The following is a 25,610-nucleotide window of genomic DNA, read 5'->3' on the forward strand; positions in this document are numbered from 1 at the left end:
GCCCCCAGCCCCTCAGGAGCAGACATGCAAGCCGTCGTGGGTGACCACGTCCACATGTACAGCCGGTCGATCGGCATGGTGGACCGCAAGGGCGAGATCGTCGAGGTCCGCGGCACCAACGGCGAGCCGCCGTACCTGGTCCGCTTCGACGACGGCCACCAGGGCCTCGTCTACCCGGGCCCCGACTGCGTCGTCGAGCACCACCTCTCCGAGGAACGGCGCTGAACTTATTGACCGCCACCCCTCTCCCCGGCCCACTGGCCCACCTGGCCCCACTGCTGGACGACTACGGTTATCCGGCGGTGGGCGTCTTGGTGCTCCTGGACAACTGCGGCATCCCGGTGCCCGGCCAGACCATCCTGGTGCTGGCCGCCGTCTACGCCGGTGCCGGGCGGATGTCGATCGCCGGGGTGGTCGTGGTGGCGCTGGTCGCCGCCGTCGTCGGGAACACCCTCGGGTACCTGATCGGCCGCTCCGGCGGCCACGCCTTCGTCCTGCGCTGGGGCCGCTACGTGCGGATCACCCCGGAGCGGTACGCCAAGGCCGAGGACTTCTTCGCCCGCCGCGGCGCCCTGGTCGTCACCTTCGCCCGGTTCATCGACGGCCTGCGGCAGACCAACGGGATCATCGCCGGCACCACCGAGATGCCCTGGCGACGCTTCGTGCCCGCCAACATCGCCGGGGCCGCGCTCTGGGTCGGCGTCTGGGCCTCGGTGGGCTACTTCGCCGGCAGCAACATCGGCGAGCTGTACCGCCAGGCCGTCCGCTACCAGGTCTACCTGGCGCTGGCCGCCGTCGCCGTGGCGCTCGGGTTCGTGGTCCGCTCGCTGCTGCGCCGGCGCCGCAGGCGCCGGGCTCAGCGCAAGGAGATCACCTCGAACGACGACGCGTAGCGCACCCCGAGCCGGCTGCCGGTCGCCCGCGCCATCGACTCCAGGAACTCCGCCGCATTGCCCATCTCGCCGCCCAGCCCCTCCAGGTACGCCCGGTGGGCCTCGAGCGACGCCACCCCGGTGGCGAACTGCTCGGTGGTGTCCACCGCGTGCCGGCCCTCCGGCGACGCCGCCGCCCACACCTGGCGCACCCCGTTCCACGGCTCGTGGCCCTCCGCGACCAGTTCGCGGAACACCCACCGGTTCCCGGCGTCCCGTACGGCGTCGAGGGTGGCCCGGCCCGTCGCGATGTGGTCGGCCTGGTTGGGGAAGACCCCGCCGTAGGTGTCGCGGAAGTTGGTGGTGATCACGATCTCCGGCCGGTGCCTGCGCACCGCCCGGGCGATGTCGCGGCGCAGCGGCAGCCCGTACTCGAGCACCCCGTCCGGGTGCCCGAGGAACTCCACGGTGTCCACCCCGACGATCGCCGCCGAGGCGATCTGCTCCTGCTCCCGGACGGTCCGGCAGGCCTCCGGCTCCATGCCGTCGATACCCGCCTCACCGCTGGTGACCATCACATAGACCACCCGCTTGCCCTGGGAGGTCCAGCGGGCGACGGCGGCGGCCGCGCCGTACTCCATGTCGTCCGGGTGGGCGACGACGGCGAGGGCGGTCCCCCAGTCCTCGTCGACGGGCTCGAGCGGCGGCGGTGGCTGCTCGGTCATGGTGCTACCCCGTTTCCGGTCGTACTCGGTTTCCCGTCGTACTAGGCGCCGGCCCGCTCAGCCGGCGCTCCTGATCGCATAGTTGAAGTCGGTGTGCCCGAAGTGGTGCATCAGCCGCAGCCAGAACGGCATCATCATCTCCATCCCGCGGGCGGCCTGCACCTCGCCCAGGTCGATGATCGACGCGGCCGGCCAGCCGAACTCCTCCAGCACGATCCGCACCTGGGCCTTGGCCTCCGGGTCGTCACCGGCGATGAACAGGTTGTGCTCGCCGGACACCCGGCCCGGATCGACCATCACCGCGGCGGTCACCGTGTTGAGCGCCTTGACCACCCGGGCCGCCGGGTACGCGCGCTGGATCCGCTCGGCGACGCTGTCGGTGTTGACCGGGTCGAGGGTGACCTCGCCGGTCGGCGAGAACACCAGCGGATTGGAGACGTCGATCAGCGTCTTGCCCTCCAGGTGCTCGCCGCCGGCCAGCTCCAGCGCGTGCAGCGACACCGTCCCGGAGGTGGCGTTGACCACGATCTCCCCGAAGGCGGCCGCCTCGGCGAACGTCCCGGCGTGCCCGTACGGTCCGGCCCGGTCGGCCCAGTCGTTGGCGGCGGTGTTGTCCTTGCTGCGCGAGCCGAGGGTCACCTCGTGGCCGAGCGAGACGAGCTTGCTCGCGAGGGTCCGACCGACCGTGCCGGTACCGATGATTCCGAACCGCATCCGCGTCTCCGTCCGCGTTGGCCGGGCCGCCGGGGTCGGCGTCCCGTGGTCGAGACCCTATCCCCTCCCGTTTTCTGACTACCCATCAGCCCTGGTCGTCGCGCACCGGCGGATCGGCACGCGGTCGACCTCGACCTGCTCCCGTTCCGAGCCCCTACCTCGACCCTAGCCCGCCCCCGCCCCATCCACCACGGACGCAAACCCTTCAGGGGCGTGCGGGGGCACCGGCCGCACCGAACCGGTTGACACCCAGCGGGGAAAGCGCTTACCACCCCCCCTCGGCCGCAGCCGCGCGTCAGGGGGAGGCCAGCGCGGCCAGCTCGGCGCGGACGTACGCGCTCAGCTTGTCCCGCACCCGCTTGCGGTGCTCGACCGAACGGTCCGGCCCGAGGCCGTAGTCGGTCTCGTCCAGGTAGACGGTGATCACCAGGTTGCTGCGGCGGGCGATCAGATGACTGCGCACCTCGTGGTTGCTCTCCTCCTCCTGGAAGGCGAAGGCCGCATCGCCGACCCCCTTGACCACCGCCAGGTCGGTCACCTGCTTCTCGCTCGGCTTGACCCGCTCGCGGTCGAAGTCCGCCCGGGCATCCTCGACCGACGGCCGGAAGTCGGCGAACAGGTCGAGGAAGACGCTCACCCCGCCGCGCTTCGGGGGAAACCTGACCGAGCAGTCCCGGACCGTCTCCAGGAGGTGGTCCTCCCCCGGATCGGGAGTGCCGTAGTCCTCCACGAACGGGGACGGGTCGAGGGTCGAACAGATCCTGGTCGGCGGGTTCCGGTAGCGGCCCGGACCGCTCTCGTGGTCGGCCGAGGAGTCGGCGCCGCTGCCGCAGCCGCTCAGCAGCAGCATGCCGCCCAGCAGCAGTGCGGCCCCACCCGGACGGATGCGCACCGTCCCCACCTCCAACTCGGCCATGAACACCCTTGATCCACAGCCTAGTTGGGCACCTGTCAATTCATCCCGCATTCCCCGGAAGTGCGAGGTGGACGCGGAGCAGCAGCGCATGCAACTGCTCCCGCTCGGCCGCGGTCAGCGGGGCGAGCAGGGCATCCTGGACGGCTCGCGCCTCGGCGTCCAGCTCGGCCAGGGCGGCGCGGCCCTCCTCGGTGGCGGTCACCGTCAGCCGCCTGCGGTCGGCCGGGTCGCGGACGCGCTCGACCCGCCCCGCCGATGCCAACTGGTCGACCACCTTGGCCATGTCGCTCGGGTCCACCCCCAATCGGGACGCCAGGTCGCGCTGCGCGTGCGGCCCGAAGTCGGCGAGCGCGGCCAGCACCGCCATGTGCCACAGCCGCAGCCCCCGCACCGCCAACCGCTCGGCCAGCGCGGCCCGGGCGGCCTTGCCGGTCCGGGAGAGCAGGTACGTGCTGAGGCCCGTCAGGCTGGGCGGGGCGGCGTCCGGATCGTTCATGCCGACGATCCTAGACCACATTGATGGGCCGTCACCTATAGTGGGTCCACACCCACTATTACCGGAGTGACTGCCGCCATGGACGCCCTGCACCCCCGTCTGCTCGTCTCCCGCTTCGCCGCCTGCTTCGACTTCTACGCCGCCGTCCTGCCCGAGATCGTCGGCGCCACCCTCGTCAAGGGCACCGCCGCCGGCCCCTACGCCAACTGGGACGTCGACGACCAGGCCGTCCTCGTCCTCTTCGACCGCGCCGCCATGGCCGCCACCATCGGCACCACCGACCTCCCCTCCCTCGCCCCCGCCGCCCAGGACACCGCGATGTTCGTCTGCCGCGTCCAGGACGTCGACGCCGCCCACGCCCTCTGTCTCCGCCACGGCGCCACCCCCGTCACCGCCCCCACCGACCGCCCCGACTGGGGCCCGGGCCTGCGCACCGCCCACCTCCGCGACCCCGAAGGCACCCTGGTCGAGCTCCAGTCCTACTGACACCGTGTCCGAGGCCGTGAAGACCTGGTGGCTCGTGTTGATCTGGAAGCTCAGCGCGGCCCTGACGTCGGCTCGAGCAGCGAAAGCGTCCGCTGCTGCGCATCGAGGCCGACGCGGATACCGACCGGCATCGGCAGATTCGGGCCGGCATGCCCGAACTCGACGTTGCCCAGGACCGGGATGTCACGGTCCCCGAGGACGTCGAGAACGATCTCACGCAGAGCAGGGGACGCGCCGGGCTCGAGTCCACCGATCTCGTGCGGAACGCCCACGACCATGCCGGAGATCCGATCGAGGATGCCGCAGTGTCGCAACACCTGCAGATAGCTCCACACGTACGATGCCAGGCCGCCCGTCTCCTCCCAGAACAGCACCGCACCGTCGAACCATTCGAGCGGCAGCGCGAAACGCGTCGCCTGCGCCAGCACGATGCGATTGATCACCCCGCCGATCAGCCGACCTTCGACACGACCGGGACGCCAGCACTCCCACGACGGGCTCGCTGGCAGCGCACCGATCGCCTCGGTACCGGTCAGCAACCTGAAGTAGAGCCTCTCGAGTTCCGCTTGGCACGCCACGGGTGCGGACTGCCAGTGTCCCCCGAAGCCGGGGACGGCCATGTCGGCATGGAACCCGACCAGCCCCGTGCGCGCGTAGAGCACCAGGTGCAGCAGCGAGATGTCGCTGTAGCCGAGGATCGGCTTGGGGTCGGCCCTGATCGCCTCGACGTCGATCAGGTCGAGGTAGCCGAGCACCGTCTGGCCGCCGTCACTCGCGACGATCGCGCGCACCTCAGGATCACGCAGAAGACCATTGAGCTCCCCGGCGGTCTCCGCCGGCGTGGCCGCGCTCCACCAGTGGTGGCGTCCTACACCGAGGAGCGGAGCCCGACGCACGCGGAATCCCATCCGCTCGAGCACCACCACCGTCTGCTCGACGTTGGGCTCGTGAGCCGCCGGCAGCGGACCGGACAGCGCTGCGACGACAACGAGATCTCCGGGCCTCAGGGCACGCGGGCGAAGCAGTTGAGGCGGTGCAGAACCAGTCATGGCGTCAGTGTCGTCGGTGCGATTGGTAGGGTCACGCGACTTTCGCCGGTCGTCCGCCAGTGGATCGAGGACACCTTCGCCGGGCCCTCGTGACCTGGCACGGAAATGCGGTCGCGAACGCACGGAGCCGATCACTACGGTCGGACACCACATCGGTCCGTACCCGACGGTTTCCCCGGAGTCGCCATGCCCCTCCAGCTGAAGCTCACCGCGATCACCCTCGACTGCGCCGATCCCGAGGCGCTGGCCGCCTTCTACCGGCAGGCCACCGGGTACGAGCTCCACCCCAGGTCCGACGGCGACTTCGCCGGCCTCACCCGCGAGGACGGACTCTTCATCGGCTTCCAGCGGGTCGACGAGTACCGGCCTCCGCAGTGGCCCGGACAGACCGCCGCACAGCAGCTGCACCTCGACTTCGCGGTCGACGACCTCGACGAGGCCGAGGCCGGCCTGCTGGAGCTGGGCGCGGCCAAGCCGAAGGACCAGCCGGGCGGCGACCGGTGGCGGGTGCTGGTCGATCCGGCCGGGCATCCGTTCTGCCTGACCAGGAGTCGACCGGTGCCGCAGGGCGCGCCCGATCGGTCCGACACTCCGGTCTGACCGCGGGTTCAGACGACGGGCGGCCGGCGGACGTCGTAGAGGTCCCGGTCCCGCAGCCAGAAGGCTTCCAGTCCGTGCTCCTGGATGAACTGCCGCTCGACCTCGTGGATGGGGTGGAGACCCTGGATGGTGATGGCGTCGTGGCCTTCGTGGCCGGGGACCGAGACGTCGATGCCGGTGCAGTCCTCCCGGTCGAGGACCGCGGCGGCGAAGACGACGAAGGCCGTCATGTCGGAGTCCGGGGTGATCCGCTCCCCGAAGCTGACGGTGTCTCCGTAGGTGAACGGGCAGGTGCCGCGCAGGCTCTCGGCGAGGTGGCCGAGGGCGTGCGCCCAGATGACGTCGGTCGAGCGCACGCTCAGGCACAGTTCCGGCGCGCCGCCGCGCCGGTCGGCGTGATCGGCCAGGGAGACGCCGTAGGTGATGGCGGTGAGCAGGTCGTCCGGCAGCCCGTCGTAGACCACCGTGGTCACCCCGGGCAGTCCCGGCCGGGTGGACTTCACGGGAAAGAATCTGGGCTCGACGCCGCCGGACAGGCGGTCGAGGTGGGCGAGGTACTTCTCGACGCGGCTCAGCACGTCCCCCAGCCTGCCGGACGCCCGGAACGGCCCGGCGGGGGGGTGCCCTCCGTTACGCGGGGTCGCTCCGGAGGAGGGCGTGGAGGTGCTGGTCGTGCCAGCCGTTCTCGTGGAGCAGGGCGCCGCGCATGGTGCCCTCGTAGCTGAAGCCGGCCTTCCCGGCGACGCGGCAGGAGGCGGGGTTGGCGACGGAGTGGCAGAGCGTCAGCCGGTGCAGTCCGAGGTCGTCGAAGGCCCAGCGGCTGATCCGCCGGGTCGCCTCGACCGCGACGCCGCGGCCGCGGCCCGCCGGGAGCAGCCAGTACACGATCTCGGCGCTGCCGCCGGCGAGGTCGATCCCGGTCCAGCCGATCAGCCCCACGGGGACGCCGTCGGTCCCGGCGACGGCCCAGATCACGGCGGTCTCGGCCTGCCGGCGCCGGTGCATCCGTTCGATCCGCTGTTCGGCCTGGGCGTCGGTCTCCTCGGCCAGCAGGTTCCACTGCCGGATGCCCGGGTCGCGGCCGGCCGCCGCCAGGACGGGAGCGTCCTCGACCTGCCAGGGTCGCAGCTCCAGCCCGCTGTCCAGCGGCAGCACCGGTTGCGGCCCACTGGCCATCCGACCTGCGGGGACGACGGGGGGTACGGGCGGCTGGAAGGTCATCGCCGCATCGTGCCACACCCGTTCGACCCGGGTCCGTCGGCCTGCCCGGTCCACGTACAGGATCTAGCCTGGCGGTATGTGCTGGAGCGCCCAGGCGGACACGGTCGCGGGGGTGGTGGTCGGCGCGATCGGGATCGCCTGCCTGGCCTCGGTCACCTCGGTGCGGCAGCTGCCGCTGGCCGCGCTGCCGCTGCTGCTGGGGGTGCATCAGCTGCTGGAGGCGGCGGTGTGGTCCGGGGCGGCGTGGGCGCGGACGCCGTGGGCGGTGGTCGCGTTGCCGCTGCTGCCGGTGTGGGTGCCGGGCGGGGTGTGGGCGGCGACGGGTCGGCGACGGGCGGCGGCGTTCACGGTGGTCGGGCTGGCGGTGGCGGTCCCGCTGACGGTCGCGGTCGCCGCGCAGCGGATCGGGGTGCACCCGCAGGGCCACACGCTCGGCTACGCGATCGGTGTGCCGTTCGCGCCGCTGCTGCTGGCGGGGTATCTGCTGGCCACCGTGGGGGCGCTGGTGTCGAGCGGGGACCGGGGGCTGCGGCTGCTGGGGTGGCTGGTCGGCGTCGGGGCGGTGGTGTGCGGGCTGCTGTGGCGGCTGGCGTTCGTGTCGACGTGGTGCGCGCTGGCGGCGGTGGCGAGCGTGGTGCTGCTGTGGTGGGTGCGCGGGGGTTCGGCCGCGCCGGTCATGGGAGGGCGTCCGACAGGCGGGTGAAGGTGCGTCCGGCGTCGAGCAGGGCGGGGAGGGCGGCGGCGTAGCCGCGGGCGGTGCCGCCGGCGGGCTGGTTCAGGTGGGAGATGACGATCGCCCCGGGCCGGGCGGCGCCGACGGTGGAGCGGACCTGCTCGGGGGTGAAGGTGGCCCCGGCGTCCCCGTTGACGGTGAAGCCCGCGACCTGTTCGCCGAGGTCGGCCACGATCCGGGTGGCGACCTCGTCGTAGTGGGCGGTCCCGGAGCGGAAGAACCTGGGCGGACGGCCGAGCAGCGCGGCGAGCTTCGCGCGGTCGCCGGCCACCTCGTCGTACGCCTCGCCGACGTCCCGGGTGCCGCTGATCCCGTACGCGGAGCGGCCGTCGACGGAGAGCGGGCGGTGCGAGGTGCCGTGGTTGCCGATCTCGAACAGCGGGTCGGCGGCGAGGTCGTGGAAGGCCACGGGGTTGGCGTCGATCCAGCGGGCGTTCAGGAAGAGCGTGGCGGCGACCCGGTGCGAGCGCAGCAGCTCGATCAGCGCGGCGTCGTAGCCGCTGCCGCCCGGCCCGCCGCACGCGTCGAAGGTCAGCGCGATCGCCGCCGTACCGGACGGGAGCCGCGTCACCACTCCGGCCACGTCCGTGCCCCAGGCGCTCGGCCGGATCCCGGCGTACCGGGCCACCACCGCCTCCCGTTCACCCGACTGCGCCGACTGCGCCGACGGTGCCGACCGCACCGACTGCGCGGGCTCCGACGCCCCGGTCGCCGCGGTACGCCCGCCGCTCGCCGACGGCATCGCGGGCGGCGCCAGGCCCGCCGACCGCCCGCCCGCGCACCCCGCCAGCGCCAGCCCCACCGCGCCCAGCACCGCCCGCCGCCCCACCGCCATCCGCCCACCACCGTCCGTCCGCGCCGCTCACCCGCCACGGTACGCAGCGGCGCGGGCGGCCACGTCCCGGCGGGCCCGGACGGGTGCGAGGTTGACCCTCCCCCCACGTCAGGCTTGACGCTGATCATCGACCGAACGAGGAAAGGGGGGCCGATGAGCTACTCCGTGGGCCAGGTGGCGGAGTTCGCCGGGGTGACGGTGCGTACGCTGCACCACTACGACCGGGCGGGGCTGCTCTCACCGAGCGACCGCAGCCGAGCCGGTTACCGGCTCTACGACGACGCCGACCTGGCGCGGCTGCAGCAGATCCTGTTCTACCGCGAGCTGGGCTTCACCCTCGACGAGATCGCCGAGATCCTGCGCGACCCGCAGACCAATGCGCTCACGTACCTCCGGGACCGCCAGCACCGGCTGCGCGAGGACATCGCCAGGCTCCAGCGGCTGGTCGACGTGGCGGAGCGGGCGATCAAGGTCCAGCAGACCGGGGTGGCGATGACGCCCCAGGAGCGGTTCGAGGTGTTCGGCGAGATCGCCTTCGACCTGAGCTACGCGACCCGGGCGGAGGAGAAGTGGGCCGGATCGGCGGGCCGGCTGGAGGCGATGACCCGGGCCGCCGCCCTCACCAAGGAGGACTGGCGGCAGCTGATGAAGGAGGCCGCCGCCTGGCGCGCCGAGCTGCTCGCCGCCTTCGACGAGGGTGAACCCGCCGACGGCGACCTGGCCATGGACCTCGCCGAGGAGCAGCGCCTGCACATCTCGCGCTGGTTCACCGCCTGCCCGCCCGCCATGCACCGGCGCATCGCGGACGACTTCGTCGCCGACCCGCGCGCCTTCGCCATGCGCGTCCCGCCCTCCCAGCAGCGACCGGGACTGGCCGCGTACCTGGGCCGGGCGGTCCACGCCAACGCGAGCCGCCACGGTGGCGGCCGCACCGACTCCGAGGGGGACCGATGAGGATCCTGATCGCGGCGGCCGGCTCGCGCGGCGACGTCGCGCCGTACACGGGCCTGGGCGCAGGGCTGCGCCGCGCCGGGTACGAGGTCGCCGTCGCCACGACCGACGCCTTCGCCCCACTGGTCCGCGCGGCCGGACTGGAGTTCCGCCGGCTGCCCGCCGACGCCCGGGCCCGCGGCGACGTCTCCGACCGGCGCGAACTGATGCGCACCGCGTCCGCGTTCCTCACCGAGCTGGGTGAGGGCTTCGCCGCCGAGGTGCTCCTGCAACCAGTCGGCGACCTGCTTGGTGAGCCGTTCCTGCACCTGCGGGCGGCAGGCGAAGTGCTCGACGACCCGGGCGAGCTTGGACAGGCCGAGGATCCGCCGTCCCGGCAGGTAGCCGACGTGGGCGGTGCCGACGAACGGCAGCAGGTGGTGCTCGCACACCGAGCGCATCGGGATGGACCGGGCGAGCACCAGTTCGTCGTATCCCTCCTCGTTGGGGAAGGTGGTCAGGTCGAACGGCCGGGGGCTGAAGAGTTCGGCGTACGCCCGCGCCATCCGGGCCGGCGTGCCGCTCAGCCCTTCCGTGTCGGTCCGCATCCCCAGCGCCCGCAGGAACTGCCCGGCGGCCTCCTCCGCCGCGGCGAGGTCGACGCCGTCGGCCTCGCGGACCACCCGCAGCGCCGGCTTCACCGGAATCCGGTGCGTCTGCTGCATCTCCTGGACCTGCTGCACCTGCTGCTCGCCGGCCATGGCCGACCCCTTTCGCCGCAGTTTCACCAACAAGTGTTGCCTTTATTCGTGGAGCCCGTCAAGGCGGCTGGCCATGGGCGCGCGGGCGCGGGTCCACCCGGCCGCGTCGGAGTTATCGTGGCCGGGTGGGCAGTGACGAGACGGCGACGACAACACCGCCGCTGGACGGGATCGACTCCGTGAGCGCGCTCGGCGAGGAGTCCCGGCGGCGGATGTTCGCCTTCGTCCGGCGGGCCGGCCGCCCGGTCACCCGGGACGAGGCCGCCGCGAGCGTCGGCATCTCCCGCAAGCTCGCCGCCTTCCACCTGGACAAGCTGGTCGACGCGGGCCTGCTCAGGTCGCACTTCGGCACCCCCGGCACGCCCCGCAAGGTCGGCCGCCAGCCGAAGCTGTACGAGCCCACCGACGCACAGATCACCGTCACCATCCCGGAACGCCGCCCCGAACTGCTCGCCGAACTGCTGCTGGAGGCCGTCCTGACCGAGGGCGACGGCCGGAGCGCGGCCGACACCGCCGTCGAGGTGTCCGCCCGGCGCGGCCGCCGGCTCGGCGAACTGGACCGCGCCGCCGCCCGCCCCGGCCGCCTCGGCGCCGAACGCGGGCTCACCATGTGCGAACGGATGCTGGAGGCGTACGGCTTCGAACCGGCCCGCCCGGGCGCGACCGAGGTACGGCTGCGCAACTGCCCCTTCCACCCACTGGCGGCCCGCGCCCCCGCCCTCGTCTGCGGGATGAACCACGCCTTCCTCGGCGGCTACCTCGACGGCCTGGAGGTGACCGGCGTGGAGGCGGTCATCGCGCCGACCTCGGGCGAGTGCTGCGTCCGCCTCCGCCCGACCGCTGCGCCCGCTGCCACCGGCTCCGGCGACGACACCCCCTGACGCCCGCCCGCTCCGGTCGTACGATCACCCGTATGCAGCCGCCGATCCCGCCGACGCCGTCCGCCCCGGTCAGCCCTGACGGACCGTCGGACCTCGGCCGGACGCTACTGACCCAGTCCTGGCTGGACCTCACCTTCCTGCACTGGGCGGTCGACCCGGCCGCCGTCGCGCCGCTGCTCCCCGCCGGTACGGCGCCGGACACCGTGGACGGCCTGAGCTACGTCGGCCTGGTGGCCTTCCGGATGCACCGGATCGGCTGGCTCGGCCTGCCCGGCCTCCCCTACCTCGGGACCTTCCCGGAGATCAACGTCCGCCTGTACTCGGTCGACCGCGAGGGCCGCCGCGCGGTGGTGTTCCGCTCGCTGGAGGCGTCCCGTCTCGCCGCGGTGGCGGTCGCCCGCCTCGGTTTCGGACTGCCCTACATGTGGGCCCGGATGGCGATCCGCCGCGACGGCGACACGGTCGCGTACGACAGCCGCCGGCGCCTGCCCGGCCCGCGCGGCGCCCGCTGCCGCCTGGCCGTCCGGGTGGGCGCGGCCGTCGCGCAACCCACCGACCTGGAGCACTTCCTGACCGCCCGCTGGGCCCTCCACCACACTGCCTTCGGCCGCCTCTACCACCTCCCGAACACCCACCCGCGCTGGCCTCTGCACCGCGCCGAACTGCTCGACCTGGACGAGGAGCTGCTCCGTGCCGCCGGCCTCCCGGGCATCGAAGGACCGCCGATGAGCGTCCTGTTCTCCCCCGGCGTCCCGGTCCGCTTCGCCCTCCCCACCTGAGCGCGACCCGAGCCGCGGGCGAGTGTCACTTCCGATCACCGACCGGCGGGTCTGCCAAGCTCGGGCGCATGGCCTCAGCGAACCGCCCGCTTGCGCTCCAGTGGACGACGGCCGCGCCGGTGCTGGCGTTCGTGCTGTTGATCGGGACGTGGCACCGGCCGCTGCCGTGGCCGGTGGTGGTGCTGGTGGCGTGCTTCCTGGCCGGGGCGGTGATGTCGGCGGTGCACCATGCCGAGGTGATCGCCCATCGGGTCGGGGAGCCGTACGGGTCGCTGGTGCTGGCGGTGGCGGTGACCACCATCGAGGTGGCGCTGATCGTGACCTTGATGGCGGACGGCGGCGCGAAGAATGCGGGGCTGGCCCGGGACACCGTGTTCGCCGCGATCATGATCACCTGCAACGGGATCCTCGGGACGTCGATCCTGGTGGGCGCGCTGCGCTACCGGGTGGCGGTGTTCAACGCGGAGGGCACCGGCGCGGCGTTCGCCACCATCGCCACCCTGGCGACGCTGAGCCTGGTGCTGCCGACGTTCACCACCTCCAAGCCCGGCCCGGAGTTCTCGCCGACCCAGCTGGCGTTCGCTGCGACGGCGTCGATCGTGCTGTACGGCCTGTTCGTGGCGACGCTGACGGTCCGCCACCGGGAGTACTTCCTGCCGGTGACGCCGACCGGCGAGGTGCTGGAGAGCGCGGTGGACGAGGCCGGCCTGCCCACCGTCCGGGAGAGCCTGGCGAGCATCGCGCTGCTGGCGGTCTCGCTGGTGGCGGTGGTGGGCCTGGCGAAGGGCGTGTCGCCGACGATCGAGCGCGGGGTCGTGGCGGCGGGACTGCCCGCCACGGTGGTGGGGGTGGTGATCGCGCTGCTGGTGCTGGCACCGGAGTCGATCGCCGCGGTGCGGGCGGCGATCCGCAACCGGGTGCAGACCAGTCTCAACCTCGCGCTGGGCTCGGCGCTGGCCTCGATCGGCCTGACCATTCCGGCGGTGGCCGCCGCCTCGCCGTGGCTGAGCACCCCGCTGCTGCTGGGCCTCGGCCCGACCCACCTGGTGCTGCTCGCGCTGACCGTCGCGGTGGGCACGCTGACCGTGATCCCGAAGCGGGCGACCCCGCTGCAGGGCGGGGTCCACCTCGCGGTACTGGCCGCGTACCTGGTCCTCGCCGTGAGCCCCTGAGCCCGAGAGCCCGTGAGCCCGTGAGCCCGTGAGCCCGGCACGGCGAGGACCCAAAAGGGCCGCCTACTCGACGGTGACGCTCTTGGCGAGGTTGCGCGGCTTGTCCACGTCCCGGCCCAGGGCGACCGCCGCGTGGTACGCGAGCAGCTGGAGCGGGATGTTGAGGAGCAGCGGGTCGAGCTCGGGCTCGCTCTTGGGCACCACGATGCAGTGGTCGGCGAGCTTGGCCTCGGGCGCGCGGTGGCCGATGGCGAGGACGCGGCCGGAGCGGGCCTTGATCTCGCCGAGCGTGGTGAGGTTCTTGTCGAGCAGCTCGTCGTCCGGCACCAGGGCGACGGTGGGCAGTTCGGGGCTGATCAGCGCGAGCGGGCCGTGCTTGAGCTCGCTGGCGGGGTAGGCCTCGGCGTGGACGTAGGAGATCTCCTTGAGCTTCTGCGCGCCCTCGCGGGCCACCGGGTAGCCGCGAACCCGACCGATGAACATCATTCCGGCGTTGTCGGCGTACTTGGCGGCGAGTTCGGCGATCTGCTCCTCCTGCCCGAGGATCTCGCGGATGTGGCCGGGCAGGGCCTTGAGCCCGGAGACGATCCGTCGGCCGTCGGCGGGCGAGAGGTCGTGGATGCGGCCGAAGTGCAGGGCGAGCAGGGCGAAGGCGATGACGGTGGAGGTGAAGGCCTTGGTGGAGGCGACCGAGATCTCCGGGCCGGCGTGCAGGTAGATGCCGCCGTCGCACTCGCGCGCGATGGCGCTGCCGACGGTGTTGACGACGCCGAGGACGCGGCCGCCCTTGCGCTTGATCTCCTGGACGGCGGCGAGGGTGTCGTAGGTCTCGCCGGACTGGCTGACCGCGACGTAGAGGGTGTCGGCCTCGATGACCGGGTTGCGGTAGCGGAACTCGGAGGCGGGCTCGGAGTGGGCGGGGATGCGGGCCAGTTCCTCGATCAGCTGGGCGCCCATCTCGCCGGCGTAGTAGGCGGAGCCGCAGCCGAGGATCTTGACCCGGCGGATCTCGCGGAGCTCCCGGGCGTCCAGGTTGAGGCCCCCGAGGTGGGCGGTGGCGAAGCGCTCGTCGAGGCGGCCGCTGAGGGTGCGCTCGACGGCGGCGGGCTGCTCGTGGATCTCCTTGAGCAGGTAGTGCTCGTAGCCGGCGGTGTCGTAGGAGCCGACCTCCCAGTCCACGGTGGAGGGCTGGCGGGTGACGGTGCGGGCGTCCTCGGTGAAGGTGCGGAAGCCGTCGGCGCGGACGGTGGCGAGTTCGCCGTCCTCGAGGTGGACGACCTGGCGGGTGTAGCGGACCAGGGCGGCGACGTCGGAGGCGGCGAACATCTCCTTCTCGCCGATACCGAGCACGATGGGGCTGCCGTTGCGGGCGACCACGATCCGGTCGGGCTGGGCGGAGTCGACCACGGCGATGCCGTAGGTGCCGACCACCAGCTTGAGGGCGGCGCGTACGGCGTCCTCGAGCTCGCCGTCCTTCGCCGCGTGGGCGGAGATCAGGTGGGCGAGCACCTCGGTGTCGGTCTCGGAGGTGAAGACCGCGCCCTCGGCGGTGAGCCTGGCGCGCAGCTCGTCGGCGTTCTCGATGATGCCGTTGTGGACGACGGCGATCCGGTCGGCGTTGTCGGTGTGCGGGTGGGCGTTGGCGTCGCTGGGCACGCCGTGGGTGGCCCAGCGGGTGTGGCCGATGCCGGTGGTGCCCTTGAAGCGGGCGGGGACGGCGGCGGCGAGGTCGGCGACCCGGCCCTTGGTCTTGCAGACCTTGAGTGCGCCGCCCTTGCCGAGGACGGCGATGCCGGCGGAGTCGTAGCCGCGGTACTCCAGGCGCTGCAGGCCCTCGAGGAGGAAGGTGGTCGCGTCCTTGGGGCCGATGTAGGCCACGATTCCGCACATGGTCGTCTCCTGGGGTCGTGGGGTGGAGGAAGGGTCGGGAGGGGCTCAGCCGTAGACGATGCGGCGCAGCTGACGGGTGGACAGCTGAGGGGCCGCCACGCGGCGGGCGTCGAGTTCGGCGCCGAGGCGGGCGAAGATCCGTTCGTTGGTCAGTCCCCGGGCCTGCAGCTCACCGTGGCGGCGGCGGACGTACTCCTCGGTGGACTCGGAGAAGTACGCCAGCACCTCGGCGATCACCCGCGCGGCCTCGCCCGGCGCCAGCGGTGTGGTGCGGGTGAGGTGGGCGAGGAGCTCGTCGTGAGGGTGGGGTGAGGCGGGCATGGTCGAGAAGCCTAGGCAGATCGGACCGGAACACCAAGAATCCTGCCCGAAATCGGGCAGGGTCGCGTCGATCACTCGTCCGATCGGGTCTGTGACGGAATGGGGACACGCCGGTCCTATGATGTGACGCCGTTGTTGTGGGACGGTGTACGCACTGTGCCTGGGCGGTCTTCCGGCACTCCCCCCAATGGCGGTGTCCGATCCGTGCTTTCCGGCCGGTTGCCGTCAGGATGGGAGCGCCTGCCGTCCGTGTCGCCAACCGGGGGAATTCTCGTCATGCATCCGCGGATCTTCGCGATCATCACTGCCGTCCTGCTGGGTGCGCTGGGCCTGGGGGCGGTGATGCTGACCGACTGGACGCCGGCCACCGTGCCGACCGCGGCAGCGGCCGCTCCGGCCGGCGCCGCCGCCCCCGCGCCCGGCGCGTCGGGCTCGCCGTCGCCGACCGGCGACCCGGCGGTGTGGACCCGCTCGACCCTGCGCAACAAGCTGATGACCGAGATGGACGCGACCGACCCGGGTGTCGCACTCGCCGACCTGGACAAGATCACCAAGGACAAGCCGTACACCGTGCGGTTCTGCCACCCGATCGCGCACGAGCTCGGCCACGCGGCGGTCCAGCGGTACAAGGAGGACTTCCAGAAGGTCATCTCCTTCCCGCACGAGACCTGCGCGGCGGGCTACCTGCACGGCGCGGTCGAGGAGATGCTGGCCAACTCCAAGGACCCGCAGGGCGACATCCTGAAGCTGTGCGCACCGGCCAACAAGGGCCCGTGCATCCACGGCGTGGGCCACGGCATCATGTTCGTCACCAAGCAGGACATCCCGCAGGCCCGCGAGCTGTGCAACAAGTTCCCGACCACCAGCATGCGGATCACCTGCTCCGAGGGCGTCTTCATGCAGCTGTTCGCCCCGGACGAGGAGGACGAGAAGGCCAAGGCGAACCTGCCGCAGGACAAGCTCGCCAAGGAGCCGCTCTACCCCTGCCCGGAGCAGCCCTCGCTGTTCCAGTCCGCCTGCTTCTTCTACGCGCCGACCTTCTATCTGAGCTCGCACGACTATGCCAACCACCCGGAGGCGTTCTCCGACGCGCTGAAGTGGTGCCTGCAGGCGGGCGGCGGCTCGACCGACTGCAGCCGCGGCGTCGGCTCGCGGACCATGAAGTACAACCTGGACCGCGAGGACTGGGCGGCCCAGCAGTGCGCCACCGCCAAGGACGGCTGGCAGCGCAAGGCCTGCACCGACGGCCTGGTCAGCTACTACACCGTCAACTACACCGAGAACGGTGCGGCGGCCCGGCTGTGCAGCAAGATCACCAGCAAGGAGATCCAGGGCTACTGCCGCAGCGCCAGCGGCCTGGCCGCCACATTGGACTGAACCACCCGGTTCCCGCCCGGGGTGGTTGCTCTACGATCGGCACCACCCCGGGTGCGTCGACGGCGCCGCACCCTCCCCGCGCACCACCGGAGCCGCGCCGTGACCGACGCCAGCCGCACCGACACCACCAGCAGTACCGGCGACCACCGGACGGACGACTTCCGCACCGCCGCCCGGGCCACCGCCGAGCTGGTGTCCGACTACCTCGCCGAGCTGCCCGGGCGGCCGGTCTGGCAGCCGATGGACCCGGCCGAGCGGCAGTCCCTGCTGGAGCTGGAGCTCCCCGAGCACGGCGCTGACCTGGCCGAGCTGCTCAAGGTGATCGCCGAGCGGGTGATGCCGGCCCCGATGGGCAACGGCAACCCCCGCTTCTTCGGCTGGGTGAACTCCGCCCCGCAGCCGGCCGGCGTGCTCGCCACCCTGGCCGCCTCGGCGATGAACCCCAGCTCGGCCGGCGGCGACCACGCGGACGTCCACCTGGAGCGGGCGGTGGTCCGCTGGATCGCCGAGCTGGTCGGCTTCCCGCACCCGGCCGGCGCCGGGCTGCTCACCTCCGGCACCTCGATGGCCACCATCGTCTGCCTGGCCGCCGCCCGCGGCCGCGCCGCCCGCCGGATCGGCTGGGACGTGCGCGAGCAGGGCCTGTCCGGCCTCCCGCCGCTGGTCGGCTACGTCACCGGGGAGACCCACTCCTGCGTCCGCAAGGCCGCCGAGCTGCTGGGCCTGGGCAGCCGCCACCTGCGCACGGTGGCCACCGACGCCGACGGCCACCTGGACCTGGCCGCGCTGCGCGCCGCGATCGCCGAGGACCGGGCGGCCGGGCGGCTGCCCTTCCTGGTGGTGGCCTCGGCCGGCACCGTCGGCACCGGCGCGGTCGACCCCTTCGACCCGATCGCCGACCTGTGCGCCGAGGAGGAGCTGTGGCTCCACGTCGACGGGGCGTACGGCGCCTTCGGCGCGCTCGACCCGGTGATCGCACACCTCTACGCGGGGATGGACCGCGCCGACTCGCTCGCCCTCGACCCGCACAAGTGGCTGGGCGTCCCGGTGGACTGCGGCTGCGCGCTGGTCCGCGACCCGGAGGAGCTGCGCTCCACCTTCAGCCTGGTCCCCTCCTACCTGCGCGACGAGGCGGCTGGCGCGCTCGGCTGGTTCTCCGAGTACGGCACCGAGCAGACCCGCCCGTTCCGCTCGCTGAAGGTGTGGGCCTCGATCGCCCACCGCGGCCGGGCCGGGGTGGCCGCCGACATCGCCCGCTGCACCGAGCTGGCCCGTACCCTCGGCGAGCTGGTGGCGGCCGACCCGGAACTGGAGCTGGTGGCTCCGGTGGAGACCTCGATCGTGGCGTTCCGCTACCGCCCGGCCGGCATCGACGAAAAGCGACTGGACACCGTCAACAAGGAGCTGCCGGTCGCCGTCCAGCTGCGCGGGCGGGTATTCGTCACCGGCGCCCTGCACCGGGGCCGGGAAATGCTCCGGGCCTGCCTGCTGAATGCCGCCACCACCGAGGCGGACCTGCGCCTCCTGCTGGAGGAAGTACGATCGGCGGGTGCCGAGCTGACCGCGCGTCGGGGAACGGAATAGCACCGGCGCGCGTCCAACGGGGACACGGAGACATTTACCAACAGGTCACGGGGGATTCGTGATCGCGAAACAGCAGCGGGTCACCATGCCGGTATGGATGAATTCGCGAACGCCCGGACCAGAAACTCCAACCGCACCCACCGCTGGCGGCGGGACACGGCCGAACTCGCGGCGGTCTTCACGGCCGTCGCCACGGCCGACCTCGTCGCCAACGTCGTGGTGCACGGCCACGACGGACCGGTCCTGCTGGTCGCCTCGGCCGCGGCCCTGGCCGCCACGGCGGTGTTCCACGCCTGGTGGGCCCACCGCAGGCCGCACGGGCCGCCCGCGCCCGACACCCCGGCACCGCCCGGGGGGCACCCGGTGAACGGCCCGCTGCCCGAGGCCGGGGCCACCGTGCTGTGGCGGATCCGCATCACCGTCGAGGACTCCCCCGGCAGCCTGGCGCGGATCTGCACGGCCCTGGCCGAGCGACAGGTCAACATCATCTCGATGCAGGCCCACCCGCTGCCCACCGGCACGGTCGACGAATTCCTGGTCCGCGCCCCCGGCGGCCTCTCCCGCGCGGAACTGACCGCCGCGCTGGCCGCCGCCGGCGGCCGGGACATCTGGACCGACGAGGCGGACGCCCACGAACTGGTGGACGTCCCCACCCACGTGCTGGCGCTGGCCACCCGTACCGCGCTGGACGCCGCCGAGCTGCCGGTCGCGCTGCGCCAGCTGTTCGGCCGCTCCACCATCCGGCAGTACCCGGACCGCGGCCGCGGCGTCCCGGCCGGGGTGGACGGCCACGTGATGCGACTGCCCGTCCCCGGCGGCGACCTGATCGAGCTCAGCCGGCCGCACCTGCCCTTCACCCCCACCGAGTTCGCCCGCGCCCAGGCCCTGGTCGAACTCGACAGCCTGCTCGGGCCGCGCGTCCCGCAGGACGAGGCACGGCTGACCCAGGCGGAGGGCTCGCACCTGACCGTCCGCCGGGCGGTGCCCGAGGACAAGCCCGCCGCCCTCGCCATGCACCACCGCTGCTCCCCCGACACCCTCCGCAAGCGCTACCACGGCCCGGTCGGCGACGCCGACCGCTACCTCGACCACCTGCTCGACGCCCGGCACGGGCAGACCCTGGCGGTGGAGACCGAGGACGGTCGGATCGTCGCCCTCGCCCACCTGATGTGGGACGACGACGGCGCCGAGGTCGCCCTGCTGGTCGAGGACGCCTGGCAGCGCCGCGGCCTCGGGGTGGACCTGCTGCGCCGGATGGCGGCCCTGGCGCTGCAGGCCGGGGTGCGGACCGTCTACGCGGTCACCACCTCCGCCAACACCGGCCTGATCGCCACCATGCGGCGCCTGTCCGCCCCGCTGGACTACCAGGTGGAGGACGGCACCCTGGTGATCACCGCTCACCTGGCGGAGGCCGCCGACAAACTGCCCGCCCCCTGGGCGACCCGTTAGCGCACGTCGGGGGCGACGTTCGGTGGCGGGGCCTGCTCAAGGCTCCGGTCAGGAGTCGGTAGGCTGGCCCCGTCCCCGCCCTCCGCAGGGAGGTCGTTGCAGCAAGGAGGAACCACTGAGCATGCCAGGCACCGATTCGGAAGCCGCGCGCGACGCCTCGCTGCCCGCCCGCGCAAAGATCGCCGTGACGGCCGGCAAGATGGCCGCCGCGCTCTCGCAGAAGGCCGGTCGTGGCAGTGGCTCGGTGATCGGCGGCAAGATCGCCCTGAGGCTCGACCCGGACCTGCTGGCGACCCTCGCCGAGCACCTGGACGTCGTGCTGGTCAGCGCCACCAACGGCAAGACCACCACCACCCGGCTGATCGCCGAGGCGCTGCGCGCCGCCGGCCCCGTGGTCTCCAACGCCCTCGGCGCCAACATGCCGGCCGGCATCACCGCCGCCCTGGCCGGCGGCTCGGACGCCAAGTTCGGCGTGATCGAGGTGGACGAGAAGTACCTGGCCATGGTCGCCCGGGACACCCGGCCGAAGGTCATAGCTCTGCTGAACCTCTCCCGCGACCAGCTCGACCGCGCCGCCGAGACCCGGATGATGGCCGAGAAGTGGCGCGAGGGCCTCAAGGACACCGACGCGGTCATCGTCGCCAACGCCGACGACCCGCTGGTCACCTGGGCCGCCTCCTCCTGCAAGAAGGTGGTCTGGGTGGCCGCCGGACAGGCGTGGAAGGAGGACGCCTGGTCCTGCCCGTCCTGCGGCGGCGTGATGCAGCGCCCCGGCGACGACTGGTTCTGCGGCGAGTGCGGCTTCCGCCGCCCCAACCCGCACTGGGCGCTCCAGGGCACCCACGTGATCGACCCGCACCGCGGCGCCTGGCCGATCCAGCTCCAGCTGCCCGGCCGGGCCAACCTGGCCAACGCCACCAGCTCGGCCGCGGTCGCCGCCGTCTTCGGCGTCGCCCCGCAGGTCGCCCTGCAGCGCATGCAGTCGGTCACCGCGGTGGCCGGCCGCTACGACGTGGTCCAGTTCCAGGGCCGCGACATAAGGCTGCTGCTGGCCAAGAACCCGGCCGGCTGGCTGGAGACCTTCTCGCTGATCGACGGCCCGCCGGCCCCGGTGGTGCTCTCGGTCAACGCGCTCGACGCCGATGGCACCGACACCTCCTGGCTGTGGGACGTGGACTACGAGCGCCTCGCCGGGCACCCGATCTTCGTCATGGGCCAGCGCAAGCTCGACCTCGCCGTCCGCCTGGAGGTGGCCGGCCTGCAGTTCCAGGTCGTCGACACCCTCGCCGAGGCCGTGGCCGCCGCCCCGGCCGGCCGGATCGAGGCGATCGCCAACTACACGGCCTTCCAGCAGCTGCGCAAGGCGGTCGTCGCCTGATGTCGATACCGCCGCCCCACCCTCAGTACGGATCGGACCCGCAGTACGGCGCGGCCGGGCAGCAGTACGGTGCCCAGCCCCAGTACGGATCGCAGTACGGAAGGCCTGCCAGCAAGATGAGTGAGAGCAACCTGCGGCTGGTCTGGGTCTACCCGGACCTGCTCAGCACGTACGGCGACCGCGGCAACGCGCTGGTCGTCGAGCGCCGCGCCCGCCAGCGCGGCCTCGGGGTGACCCGGATCGACGTCCGCTCCGACCAGGCGGTGCCGACCTCCGGCGACATCTACCTGATCGGCGGCGGCGAGGACCGCCCGCAGCGCCTGGCCGCCGAGCGGCTGCGCAACGACGGCGGCCTGGTGCGGGCCGCCGAGAACGGCGCGATCATCTTCTCGGTCTGCGCCGGCTTCCAGATCCTCGGCCACGAGTTCGTCAACGACCTCGGGGAGCGCGAGCCGGGCCTCGGCCTGCTCGACGTGTGGACCACCCGCGGCGAGGGCGCCCGGTGCGTCGGCGACGTGCTCGCCGACGTCGACCCGCAGCTCGGCCTGCCGCAGCTGACCGGCTTCGAGAACCACCAGGGCGTCACCCACCTCGGCGAGGGCGTCACCCCGCTCGCGCACGTCCAGGTCGGCCGGGGCAACGGCACCGGCGACGGCACCGAGGGCGCCTGGCGGGACACCGTCTTCGGCACCTACCTGCACGGCCCGGTGATGGCCCGCAACCCCGCCGTCGCGGACATGCTGCTCAAGCTGGCCCTGGACGTCAACGCGCTCCCGCCGGCCGACACCACCTGGTACGACGCGCTCCGCACGGAGCGCATCGCCGCCACCACCCGCCCGGCGTGAGCCACCGGTCCGGCTGACCGCGATGTGGTCGGCCGGACCACAAAAGGGCGAGTTCATAGAAGAATGGAGAGGCCCGGCCGCACACCCTCCTCGGTGTGGCCCGGCCGCAGTTTCGCGTGGCGCGTCGAGGATGCCGCACCCGCGTCGGTTCCTGCCCGGCCGGACACAGGAACCGTATGCTGTGCAGCATCGCTGGTTTCGGGCGTTTCGCCCGATTCCCACCCACCAGTCCGGCCGTCCGGAACAACTCCCGGCCCTGCCGGCCGGGGGTGCCCCCAGGGGAGTTGCAAAGCAATGCGTATTGGTGTCCTGACCAGCGGCGGTGACTGCCCCGGCCTGAACGCCGTGATCCGTTCCGTGGTCCACCGGGGGGTGGTCGACCACGGCGACGAGATCATCGGCTTCCAGGACGGCTGGCGCGGTCTCCTGGAGGGTGTGCACCGCCCGCTGACCCTGGATTCGGTGAGCGGCATCCTCGCCCAGGGCGGCACGATCCTCGGCTCCTCCCGGGTCCAGCCGAGCCACCTGCGGGACGGCGTGGAGCGCGCCAAGAAGCTCTGCGCCGACCTCGGGATCGACGCGGTCATCCCGATCGGCGGCGAGGGCACGCTCAAGGCGGCCAAGCTGATGAGCGACGGCGGCCTGCCGGTGGTCGGCGTCCCCAAGACCATCGACAACGACATCGCCTGCACCGACGTCACCTTCGGCTTCGACACCGCCGTGACCGTCGCCACCGACGCGCTGGACCGGCTGAAGACCACCGCCGAGTCGCACCAGCGCGTGATGGTCGTCGAGGTGATGGGCCGCCACACCGGCTGGATCGCCCTGAACGCGGGCATGGCCGCCGGCGCCCACGCGATCGTCGTCCCGGAGCGCCCGTTCCACATCGACAAGCTCACCGAGGTGGTCCGCGAACGCTTCGAGCGGCAGAAGAAGTTCGCCATCGTGGTCTGCGCCGAGGGCGCCAAGCCCGAGCCCGGCACCATGCCGTGGGAGGAGGGCACCAAGGACATGTACGGCCACGAGCGGTTCACCGGCATCGCCACCCAGCTCTCCCGCGAGCTGGAGCACCGGCTCGGCAAGGAGGCCCGCCCGGTCATCCTCGGCCACACCCAGCGCGGCGGCACCCCGACCGCGTACGACCGCGTGCTCGCCACCCGGTTCGGCTGGCACGCCGTGGAGGCCGCCCACAAGGGCGCGTTCGGCCAGATCACCGCGCTGCAGGGCACCGAGATCCGGCTGGTGCCGCTCGCCGAGGCGGTCGCCGAGCTGAAGACCGTCCCGGCCGAGCGCTACGTCGAGGCCGAGACCGTCATCTGACACCGCAGCACCCGTGACGGCCCCCGCCCCGCGCGGGGGCCTTCGCGTCTTCCGCGAGCCCGGCCCACCGGCCCGGCCGACCGGGCTACCGTGGGTCCGTGCAGATCCTCGCGTACGGCGTGCAGACCGACGAGCGGCCCCTGCTGGAGAGCGCCTTCGCGGCGCGCCACGAGCTGCGGTGCCTGGAGGTCACCCTCGACCGCGACACCGCACCGCTGGCGGCCGGCCACCCGGCGGTGAGCAGCAGCGTCAACGCCGAGCTGGACGCCGCGACGCTGGCCGTCCTGGCGGCTGGCGGCACCCGGCTGATCGCCCAGCGCTCCACCGGGTTCAACAACATCGACCTGGCCGCCGCCGAGAAGCTCGGGCTGACCGTGGCCCGGGTGTCCGAGTACAGCCCGTACGCGGTCGCCGAGCACGCCTGGGCGCTGGCGCTCGCGGTCAACCGGCGGCTGCTGCGGGCGGCCACCCGCACCCGCGACTTCGACTTCCGCCTGGACGGCCTGCTCGGCCGGGACATCCACGGGATGACCGTCGGCGTGGTCGGCACCGGCAGGATCGGCACCGCCTTCGCCCGGATCGCGCACGGCTTCGGCACCCGCCTGCTCGGCTGGGACGTCGCGCCCGCCCGGGCCTGCCTGGACCTCGGCATGACCTACACCGGCCTGGACGAGCTGCTGGCGAGCAGCGACCTGGTCAGCCTGCACGTACCGCTGCTGCCGGACACCCACCACCTGATCGACGCCGCCGCGCTGGCCCGGATGAAGCCGGACGCGATCCTGGTGAACTCCAGCCGCGGCGGCCTGGTCGACAGCGCCGCCCTGGTGGAGAACCTCCGGGCCGGCCGGCTGGCCGGGGTCGGCCTGGACGTCTACGAGGAGGAGACCGGCGTCTTCTTCACCGACCGCTCGATCCACGGGGTCACCGACGACGTCCTGGCCCGGCTGATGACCTTCCCGCAGGTGATCGTCACCTCGCACCAGGCGTACTTCACCCGGACCGCGGTCGGCCAGATCATCGCGGCCACCCTGCGCAACGTCGACGACTTCGCGGCCGGCCGGCGGAGCGAGAACGTCCTGGTCCCCGCGGAGGCCTGACCGGGGCGGGGCCGGGCCCGGCCGGCGGGGGCGCGTGAAGGTCCGGTGTAAGCGCCACCTAGGCTAGGGCGGAAGCAAAACGGACGAACCGGACCGGGCCGCCTGCGGCCGGCCCGGGCGGCATGACGAAAGCGGGGCCGGCCGATGGGCGACGGCATGGCAGGGATGCACCACCACGGAGGGGAGACACTCGGCCCGTTCACCCTCCACCGTGCCCTGGAGTGGTCCCCGGACTGGCCGTTCCTGGTCGGCTGCGCGCTGGCCCTCGGCCTGTACGTCGCCGGCACGGTCCGGCTCGTGCGCCGCGGCGACCGCTGGCCGGTCGGACGGCTGATCGCCTGGGTCCTCGGCGTCGCCACCATCCTGCTGGTCACCAACACCGGGCTGAACGACTACGGCATGGTCCTGTTCAGCGCCCACATGATGCAGCACATGGTGCTCTCCATGCTCTCCCCCATCCTGCTGCTGCTCGGCGCGCCGATCACCCTCGCCCTGCGCGCGCTGCGCCCGGCCCCCAAGGGCAGCGGCCGCGGCCCGCGCGAGGTGCTGGTGGCACTGCTGCACAGCCGGTACGTCCGGGTGATCTCGCACCCGGCGGTCACCATCCCGCTGTTCGTCGCCAGCCTGTACGTGCTCTACTTCACCCCGCTGTTCGACTTCCTGATGCGCTACCGGATCGGGCACATCGGGATGATGGCGCACTTCCTCGCGGTCGGCATGCTGTTCTTCTGGCCGATCATGGGCGTCGACCCGGGCCCCAACCGCCCCGGCTTCGTGATGCGGATCATCGAGCTGTTCATGGGCATGCCCTTCCACGCCTTCTTCGGCGTGGCCGTGATGATGGCCTCCAGCGAGCTGGTGACCACCTTCAGCGGCGCCGCCGCCCCGCCCGGCACAAACCTGCTCAACGACCAGAAGATCGCCGGCGGCATCACCTGGGCGTTCGGCGAGATCCCGACCGCGATCGTGCTGATCGCCCTCACCCTGCAGTGGGCCCGCTCGGAGGAACGGCAGGCCCGCCGCCGCGACCGCGCCGCCGACCGCGACGGCGACGCCGAGCTCGCCGCGTACAACGCGTACCTGGCCTCGCTGCACAAGCGCGGTCAGCGCGCCACCGACGCCGGCTGACCCGCGTCCGCCCCGGAGTCCCGGAGCCCCGTCCCACCGCCGTGCGTGGGG

The 25,610-nt window shown here is 72.7% G+C and carries 27 protein-coding genes and 2 pseudogenes; 18 read left to right on the top strand and 11 right to left on the bottom strand.

Annotated elements, in window-relative coordinates:
- The first annotated feature begins 24 nt into the window (after positions 1-24).
- The gene (locus FHR36_RS25170) at positions 25-225 is read left to right on the top strand and encodes a DUF1918 domain-containing protein (RefSeq protein ID WP_253800443.1); all 201 of its coding nucleotides are present in this window, start codon (positions 25-27) and stop codon (positions 223-225) included.
- A gap of 5 nt (positions 226-230) precedes the next feature.
- Entirely contained in the window at positions 231-893 is a 663-nt protein-coding gene (locus FHR36_RS25175; protein ID WP_253800444.1) for a DedA family protein, read from the top strand.
- Here FHR36_RS25175 and FHR36_RS25180 read toward each other — a convergent pair.
- The 4 genes from FHR36_RS25180 to FHR36_RS25195 all read right to left on the bottom strand — a co-directional run bounded on the left by FHR36_RS25180 (position 857) and on the right by FHR36_RS25195 (position 3,723).
- Positions 857-1,597, bottom strand: a complete 741-nt coding sequence (locus FHR36_RS25180; RefSeq protein WP_253800445.1) for a PIG-L deacetylase family protein — start codon at positions 1,595-1,597, stop codon at positions 857-859. The two genes, FHR36_RS25175 and FHR36_RS25180, sit on opposite strands and share 37 nt — an antisense overlap.
- Before the next feature lie 57 nt (positions 1,598-1,654).
- Complete coding sequence (locus tag FHR36_RS25185; RefSeq protein WP_253800446.1) at positions 1,655-2,311, bottom strand: NADPH-dependent F420 reductase; 657 nt, start codon at positions 2,309-2,311, stop codon at positions 1,655-1,657.
- Between the two features lie 295 nt (positions 2,312-2,606).
- Positions 2,607-3,227 carry a hypothetical protein gene (locus tag FHR36_RS25190; protein WP_253800447.1) on the bottom strand — a complete coding sequence of 207 codons (621 nt, stop codon included), beginning with the start codon at positions 3,225-3,227 and terminating at the stop codon, positions 2,607-2,609.
- A gap of 40 nt (positions 3,228-3,267) precedes the next feature.
- Entirely contained in the window at positions 3,268-3,723 is a 456-nt protein-coding gene (locus FHR36_RS25195; RefSeq protein WP_253800448.1) for a MarR family winged helix-turn-helix transcriptional regulator, read from the bottom strand.
- Between the two features lie 78 nt (positions 3,724-3,801).
- Here FHR36_RS25195 and FHR36_RS25200 point away from each other — a divergent pair, with 78 nt between their 5' ends.
- Entirely contained in the window at positions 3,802-4,209 is a 408-nt protein-coding gene (locus FHR36_RS25200) for a VOC family protein (protein WP_253800738.1), read from the top strand.
- A gap of 50 nt (positions 4,210-4,259) precedes the next feature.
- On the opposite strand, the gene FHR36_RS25205 is transcribed toward FHR36_RS25200, so the two are convergent.
- On the bottom strand, positions 4,260-5,258 hold the full coding sequence (locus FHR36_RS25205) for a S66 peptidase family protein (protein WP_253800449.1): 999 nt from the start codon (positions 5,256-5,258) through the stop codon (positions 4,260-4,262).
- 186 nt (positions 5,259-5,444) lie between these two features.
- Between FHR36_RS25205 and FHR36_RS25210 the strand changes: the two genes are divergently transcribed.
- The gene (locus FHR36_RS25210; protein WP_253800450.1) at positions 5,445-5,858 is read left to right on the top strand and encodes a VOC family protein; all 414 of its coding nucleotides are present in this window, start codon (positions 5,445-5,447) and stop codon (positions 5,856-5,858) included.
- Between the two features lie 8 nt (positions 5,859-5,866).
- On the opposite strand, the gene FHR36_RS25215 is transcribed toward FHR36_RS25210, so the two are convergent.
- A complete protein-coding gene (locus FHR36_RS25215) occupies positions 5,867-6,436 on the bottom strand; it encodes a suppressor of fused domain protein (protein ID WP_253800451.1) in 570 nt (189 codons plus the stop codon).
- A 52-nt stretch (positions 6,437-6,488) separates the two neighbouring features.
- Positions 6,489-7,079, bottom strand: a complete 591-nt coding sequence (locus FHR36_RS25220; protein ID WP_253800452.1) for a GNAT family N-acetyltransferase — start codon at positions 7,077-7,079, stop codon at positions 6,489-6,491.
- Between the two features lie 76 nt (positions 7,080-7,155).
- Here FHR36_RS25220 and FHR36_RS25225 point away from each other — a divergent pair, with 76 nt between their 5' ends.
- Positions 7,156-7,782: a DUF6629 family protein gene (locus FHR36_RS25225; protein WP_253800453.1), complete on the top strand. Its 627-nt coding sequence runs from the start codon at positions 7,156-7,158 to the stop codon at positions 7,780-7,782.
- On the opposite strand, the gene FHR36_RS25230 is transcribed toward FHR36_RS25225, so the two are convergent.
- Complete coding sequence (locus FHR36_RS25230) at positions 7,754-8,647, bottom strand: polysaccharide deacetylase family protein (RefSeq protein WP_301330541.1); 894 nt, start codon at positions 8,645-8,647, stop codon at positions 7,754-7,756. The two genes, FHR36_RS25225 and FHR36_RS25230, sit on opposite strands and share 29 nt — an antisense overlap.
- Before the next feature lie 153 nt (positions 8,648-8,800).
- On the opposite strand from FHR36_RS25230, the gene FHR36_RS25235 reads away from it, so the two are divergent.
- Together FHR36_RS25235 and FHR36_RS25240 are read left to right on the top strand one after the other, a co-directional pair.
- Entirely contained in the window at positions 8,801-9,601 is an 801-nt protein-coding gene (locus tag FHR36_RS25235) for a MerR family transcriptional regulator (RefSeq protein WP_253800454.1), read from the top strand.
- Positions 9,598-9,861, top strand: a pseudogene (locus FHR36_RS25240) (glycosyltransferase); the annotation flags it as partial. The gene FHR36_RS25235 and the pseudogene FHR36_RS25240, both read left to right, overlap by 4 nt.
- Here FHR36_RS25240 and folE read toward each other — a convergent pair.
- A pseudogene (folE, locus tag FHR36_RS39510) lies at positions 9,856-10,302 on the bottom strand (GTP cyclohydrolase I); the annotation flags it as partial. The pseudogenes FHR36_RS25240 and folE sit on opposite strands and share 6 nt — an antisense overlap.
- Positions 10,303-10,463: 161 nt before the next feature.
- On the opposite strand from folE, the gene FHR36_RS25250 reads away from it, so the two are divergent.
- From FHR36_RS25250 to FHR36_RS25260, 3 genes are all read left to right on the top strand, one after another.
- The gene (locus FHR36_RS25250) at positions 10,464-11,219 is read left to right on the top strand and encodes a helix-turn-helix transcriptional regulator (protein ID WP_253800455.1); all 756 of its coding nucleotides are present in this window, start codon (positions 10,464-10,466) and stop codon (positions 11,217-11,219) included.
- A 32-nt stretch (positions 11,220-11,251) separates the two neighbouring features.
- Positions 11,252-11,998, top strand: a complete 747-nt coding sequence (locus tag FHR36_RS25255; RefSeq protein WP_253800456.1) for a YqjF family protein — start codon at positions 11,252-11,254, stop codon at positions 11,996-11,998.
- A 68-nt stretch (positions 11,999-12,066) separates the two neighbouring features.
- On the top strand, positions 12,067-13,170 hold the full coding sequence (locus FHR36_RS25260; RefSeq protein WP_253800457.1) for a calcium:cation antiporter: 1,104 nt from the start codon (positions 12,067-12,069) through the stop codon (positions 13,168-13,170).
- Between the two features lie 63 nt (positions 13,171-13,233).
- Here FHR36_RS25260 and glmS read toward each other — a convergent pair whose 3' ends face one another.
- Both glmS and FHR36_RS25270 read right to left on the bottom strand, forming a co-directional pair.
- Positions 13,234-15,060 carry a glutamine--fructose-6-phosphate transaminase (isomerizing) gene (glmS, locus tag FHR36_RS25265; protein ID WP_253800458.1) on the bottom strand — a complete coding sequence of 609 codons (1,827 nt, stop codon included), beginning with the start codon at positions 15,058-15,060 and terminating at the stop codon, positions 13,234-13,236.
- Positions 15,061-15,105: 45 nt separating this feature from the next.
- Positions 15,106-15,381, bottom strand: a complete 276-nt coding sequence (locus FHR36_RS25270; protein ID WP_253800459.1) for a hypothetical protein — start codon at positions 15,379-15,381, stop codon at positions 15,106-15,108.
- Between the two features lie 276 nt (positions 15,382-15,657).
- Here FHR36_RS25270 and FHR36_RS25275 point away from each other — a divergent pair, with 276 nt between their 5' ends.
- The 8 genes from FHR36_RS25275 (at position 15,658) to FHR36_RS25310 (ending at position 25,559) form a co-directional block, all read left to right on the top strand.
- A complete protein-coding gene (locus FHR36_RS25275) occupies positions 15,658-16,758 on the top strand; it encodes a hypothetical protein (RefSeq protein ID WP_253800460.1) in 1,101 nt (366 codons plus the stop codon).
- A 99-nt stretch (positions 16,759-16,857) separates the two neighbouring features.
- Positions 16,858-18,342 carry a pyridoxal phosphate-dependent decarboxylase family protein gene (locus FHR36_RS25280; protein WP_253800461.1) on the top strand — a complete coding sequence of 495 codons (1,485 nt, stop codon included), beginning with the start codon at positions 16,858-16,860 and terminating at the stop codon, positions 18,340-18,342.
- 93 nt (positions 18,343-18,435) lie between these two features.
- Positions 18,436-19,791 (top strand): GNAT family N-acetyltransferase, encoded by a 1,356-nt coding sequence (locus FHR36_RS25285; protein WP_253800462.1) that lies wholly within the window; start codon positions 18,436-18,438, stop codon positions 19,789-19,791.
- Between the two features lie 121 nt (positions 19,792-19,912).
- The gene (locus FHR36_RS25290; protein WP_253800463.1) at positions 19,913-21,169 is read left to right on the top strand and encodes a Mur ligase family protein; all 1,257 of its coding nucleotides are present in this window, start codon (positions 19,913-19,915) and stop codon (positions 21,167-21,169) included.
- Positions 21,170-21,285: 116 nt separating this feature from the next.
- On the top strand, positions 21,286-22,014 hold the full coding sequence (locus FHR36_RS25295; RefSeq protein WP_253800464.1) for a type 1 glutamine amidotransferase: 729 nt from the start codon (positions 21,286-21,288) through the stop codon (positions 22,012-22,014).
- 294 nt (positions 22,015-22,308) lie between these two features.
- Entirely contained in the window at positions 22,309-23,334 is a 1,026-nt protein-coding gene (locus FHR36_RS25300) for a 6-phosphofructokinase (RefSeq protein ID WP_253800465.1), read from the top strand.
- A gap of 98 nt (positions 23,335-23,432) precedes the next feature.
- Positions 23,433-24,431: a 2-hydroxyacid dehydrogenase gene (locus FHR36_RS25305; RefSeq protein WP_253800466.1), complete on the top strand. Its 999-nt coding sequence runs from the start codon at positions 23,433-23,435 to the stop codon at positions 24,429-24,431.
- 165 nt (positions 24,432-24,596) lie between these two features.
- Positions 24,597-25,559: a cytochrome c oxidase assembly protein gene (locus FHR36_RS25310; RefSeq protein WP_253800742.1), complete on the top strand. Its 963-nt coding sequence runs from the start codon at positions 24,597-24,599 to the stop codon at positions 25,557-25,559.
- The last annotated feature ends 51 nt before the right edge of the window (positions 25,560-25,610 follow it).

It is taken from the genome of Kitasatospora cinereorecta, from assembly GCF_024172095.1.
Lineage (GTDB): Bacteria > Actinomycetota > Actinomycetes > Streptomycetales > Streptomycetaceae > Kitasatospora > Kitasatospora cinereorecta.

Bases quoted from the DNA above. Each gene is read 5' to 3' on its own strand.
- FHR36_RS25170 (WP_253800443.1), top strand. From the start codon at position 25: ATGCAAGCCGTCGTGGGTGACCACGTCCACATGTACAGCCGGTCGATC.
- FHR36_RS25180 (WP_253800445.1), bottom strand. From the start codon at position 1,597: ATGACCGAGCAGCCACCGCCGCCGCTCGAGCCCGTCGACGAGGACTGG.
- FHR36_RS25185 (WP_253800446.1), bottom strand. From the start codon at position 2,311: ATGCGGTTCGGAATCATCGGTACCGGCACGGTCGGTCGGACCCTCGCG.
- FHR36_RS25190 (WP_253800447.1), bottom strand. From the start codon at position 3,227: ATGGCCGAGTTGGAGGTGGGGACGGTGCGCATCCGTCCGGGTGGGGCC.
- FHR36_RS25195 (WP_253800448.1), bottom strand. From the start codon at position 3,723: ATGAACGATCCGGACGCCGCCCCGCCCAGCCTGACGGGCCTCAGCACG.
- FHR36_RS25200 (WP_253800738.1), top strand. From the start codon at position 3,802: ATGGACGCCCTGCACCCCCGTCTGCTCGTCTCCCGCTTCGCCGCCTGC.
- FHR36_RS25205 (WP_253800449.1), bottom strand. From the start codon at position 5,258: ATGACTGGTTCTGCACCGCCTCAACTGCTTCGCCCGCGTGCCCTGAGG.
- FHR36_RS25210 (WP_253800450.1), top strand. From the start codon at position 5,445: ATGCCCCTCCAGCTGAAGCTCACCGCGATCACCCTCGACTGCGCCGAT.
- FHR36_RS25220 (WP_253800452.1), bottom strand. From the start codon at position 7,079: ATGACCTTCCAGCCGCCCGTACCCCCCGTCGTCCCCGCAGGTCGGATG.
- FHR36_RS25225 (WP_253800453.1), top strand. From the start codon at position 7,156: ATGTGCTGGAGCGCCCAGGCGGACACGGTCGCGGGGGTGGTGGTCGGC.
- FHR36_RS25230 (WP_301330541.1), bottom strand. From the start codon at position 8,647: ATGGCGGTGGGGCGGCGGGCGGTGCTGGGCGCGGTGGGGCTGGCGCTG.
- FHR36_RS25235 (WP_253800454.1), top strand. From the start codon at position 8,801: ATGAGCTACTCCGTGGGCCAGGTGGCGGAGTTCGCCGGGGTGACGGTG.
- FHR36_RS25255 (WP_253800456.1), top strand. From the start codon at position 11,252: ATGCAGCCGCCGATCCCGCCGACGCCGTCCGCCCCGGTCAGCCCTGAC.
- FHR36_RS25260 (WP_253800457.1), top strand. From the start codon at position 12,067: ATGGCCTCAGCGAACCGCCCGCTTGCGCTCCAGTGGACGACGGCCGCG.
- glmS (WP_253800458.1), bottom strand. From the start codon at position 15,060: ATGTGCGGAATCGTGGCCTACATCGGCCCCAAGGACGCGACCACCTTC.
- FHR36_RS25270 (WP_253800459.1), bottom strand. From the start codon at position 15,381: ATGCCCGCCTCACCCCACCCTCACGACGAGCTCCTCGCCCACCTCACC.
- FHR36_RS25275 (WP_253800460.1), top strand. From the start codon at position 15,658: ATGCATCCGCGGATCTTCGCGATCATCACTGCCGTCCTGCTGGGTGCG.
- FHR36_RS25285 (WP_253800462.1), top strand. From the start codon at position 18,436: ATGGATGAATTCGCGAACGCCCGGACCAGAAACTCCAACCGCACCCAC.
- FHR36_RS25290 (WP_253800463.1), top strand. From the start codon at position 19,913: ATGCCAGGCACCGATTCGGAAGCCGCGCGCGACGCCTCGCTGCCCGCC.
- FHR36_RS25295 (WP_253800464.1), top strand. From the start codon at position 21,286: ATGAGTGAGAGCAACCTGCGGCTGGTCTGGGTCTACCCGGACCTGCTC.
- FHR36_RS25300 (WP_253800465.1), top strand. From the start codon at position 22,309: ATGCGTATTGGTGTCCTGACCAGCGGCGGTGACTGCCCCGGCCTGAAC.
- FHR36_RS25310 (WP_253800742.1), top strand. From the start codon at position 24,597: ATGCACCACCACGGAGGGGAGACACTCGGCCCGTTCACCCTCCACCGT.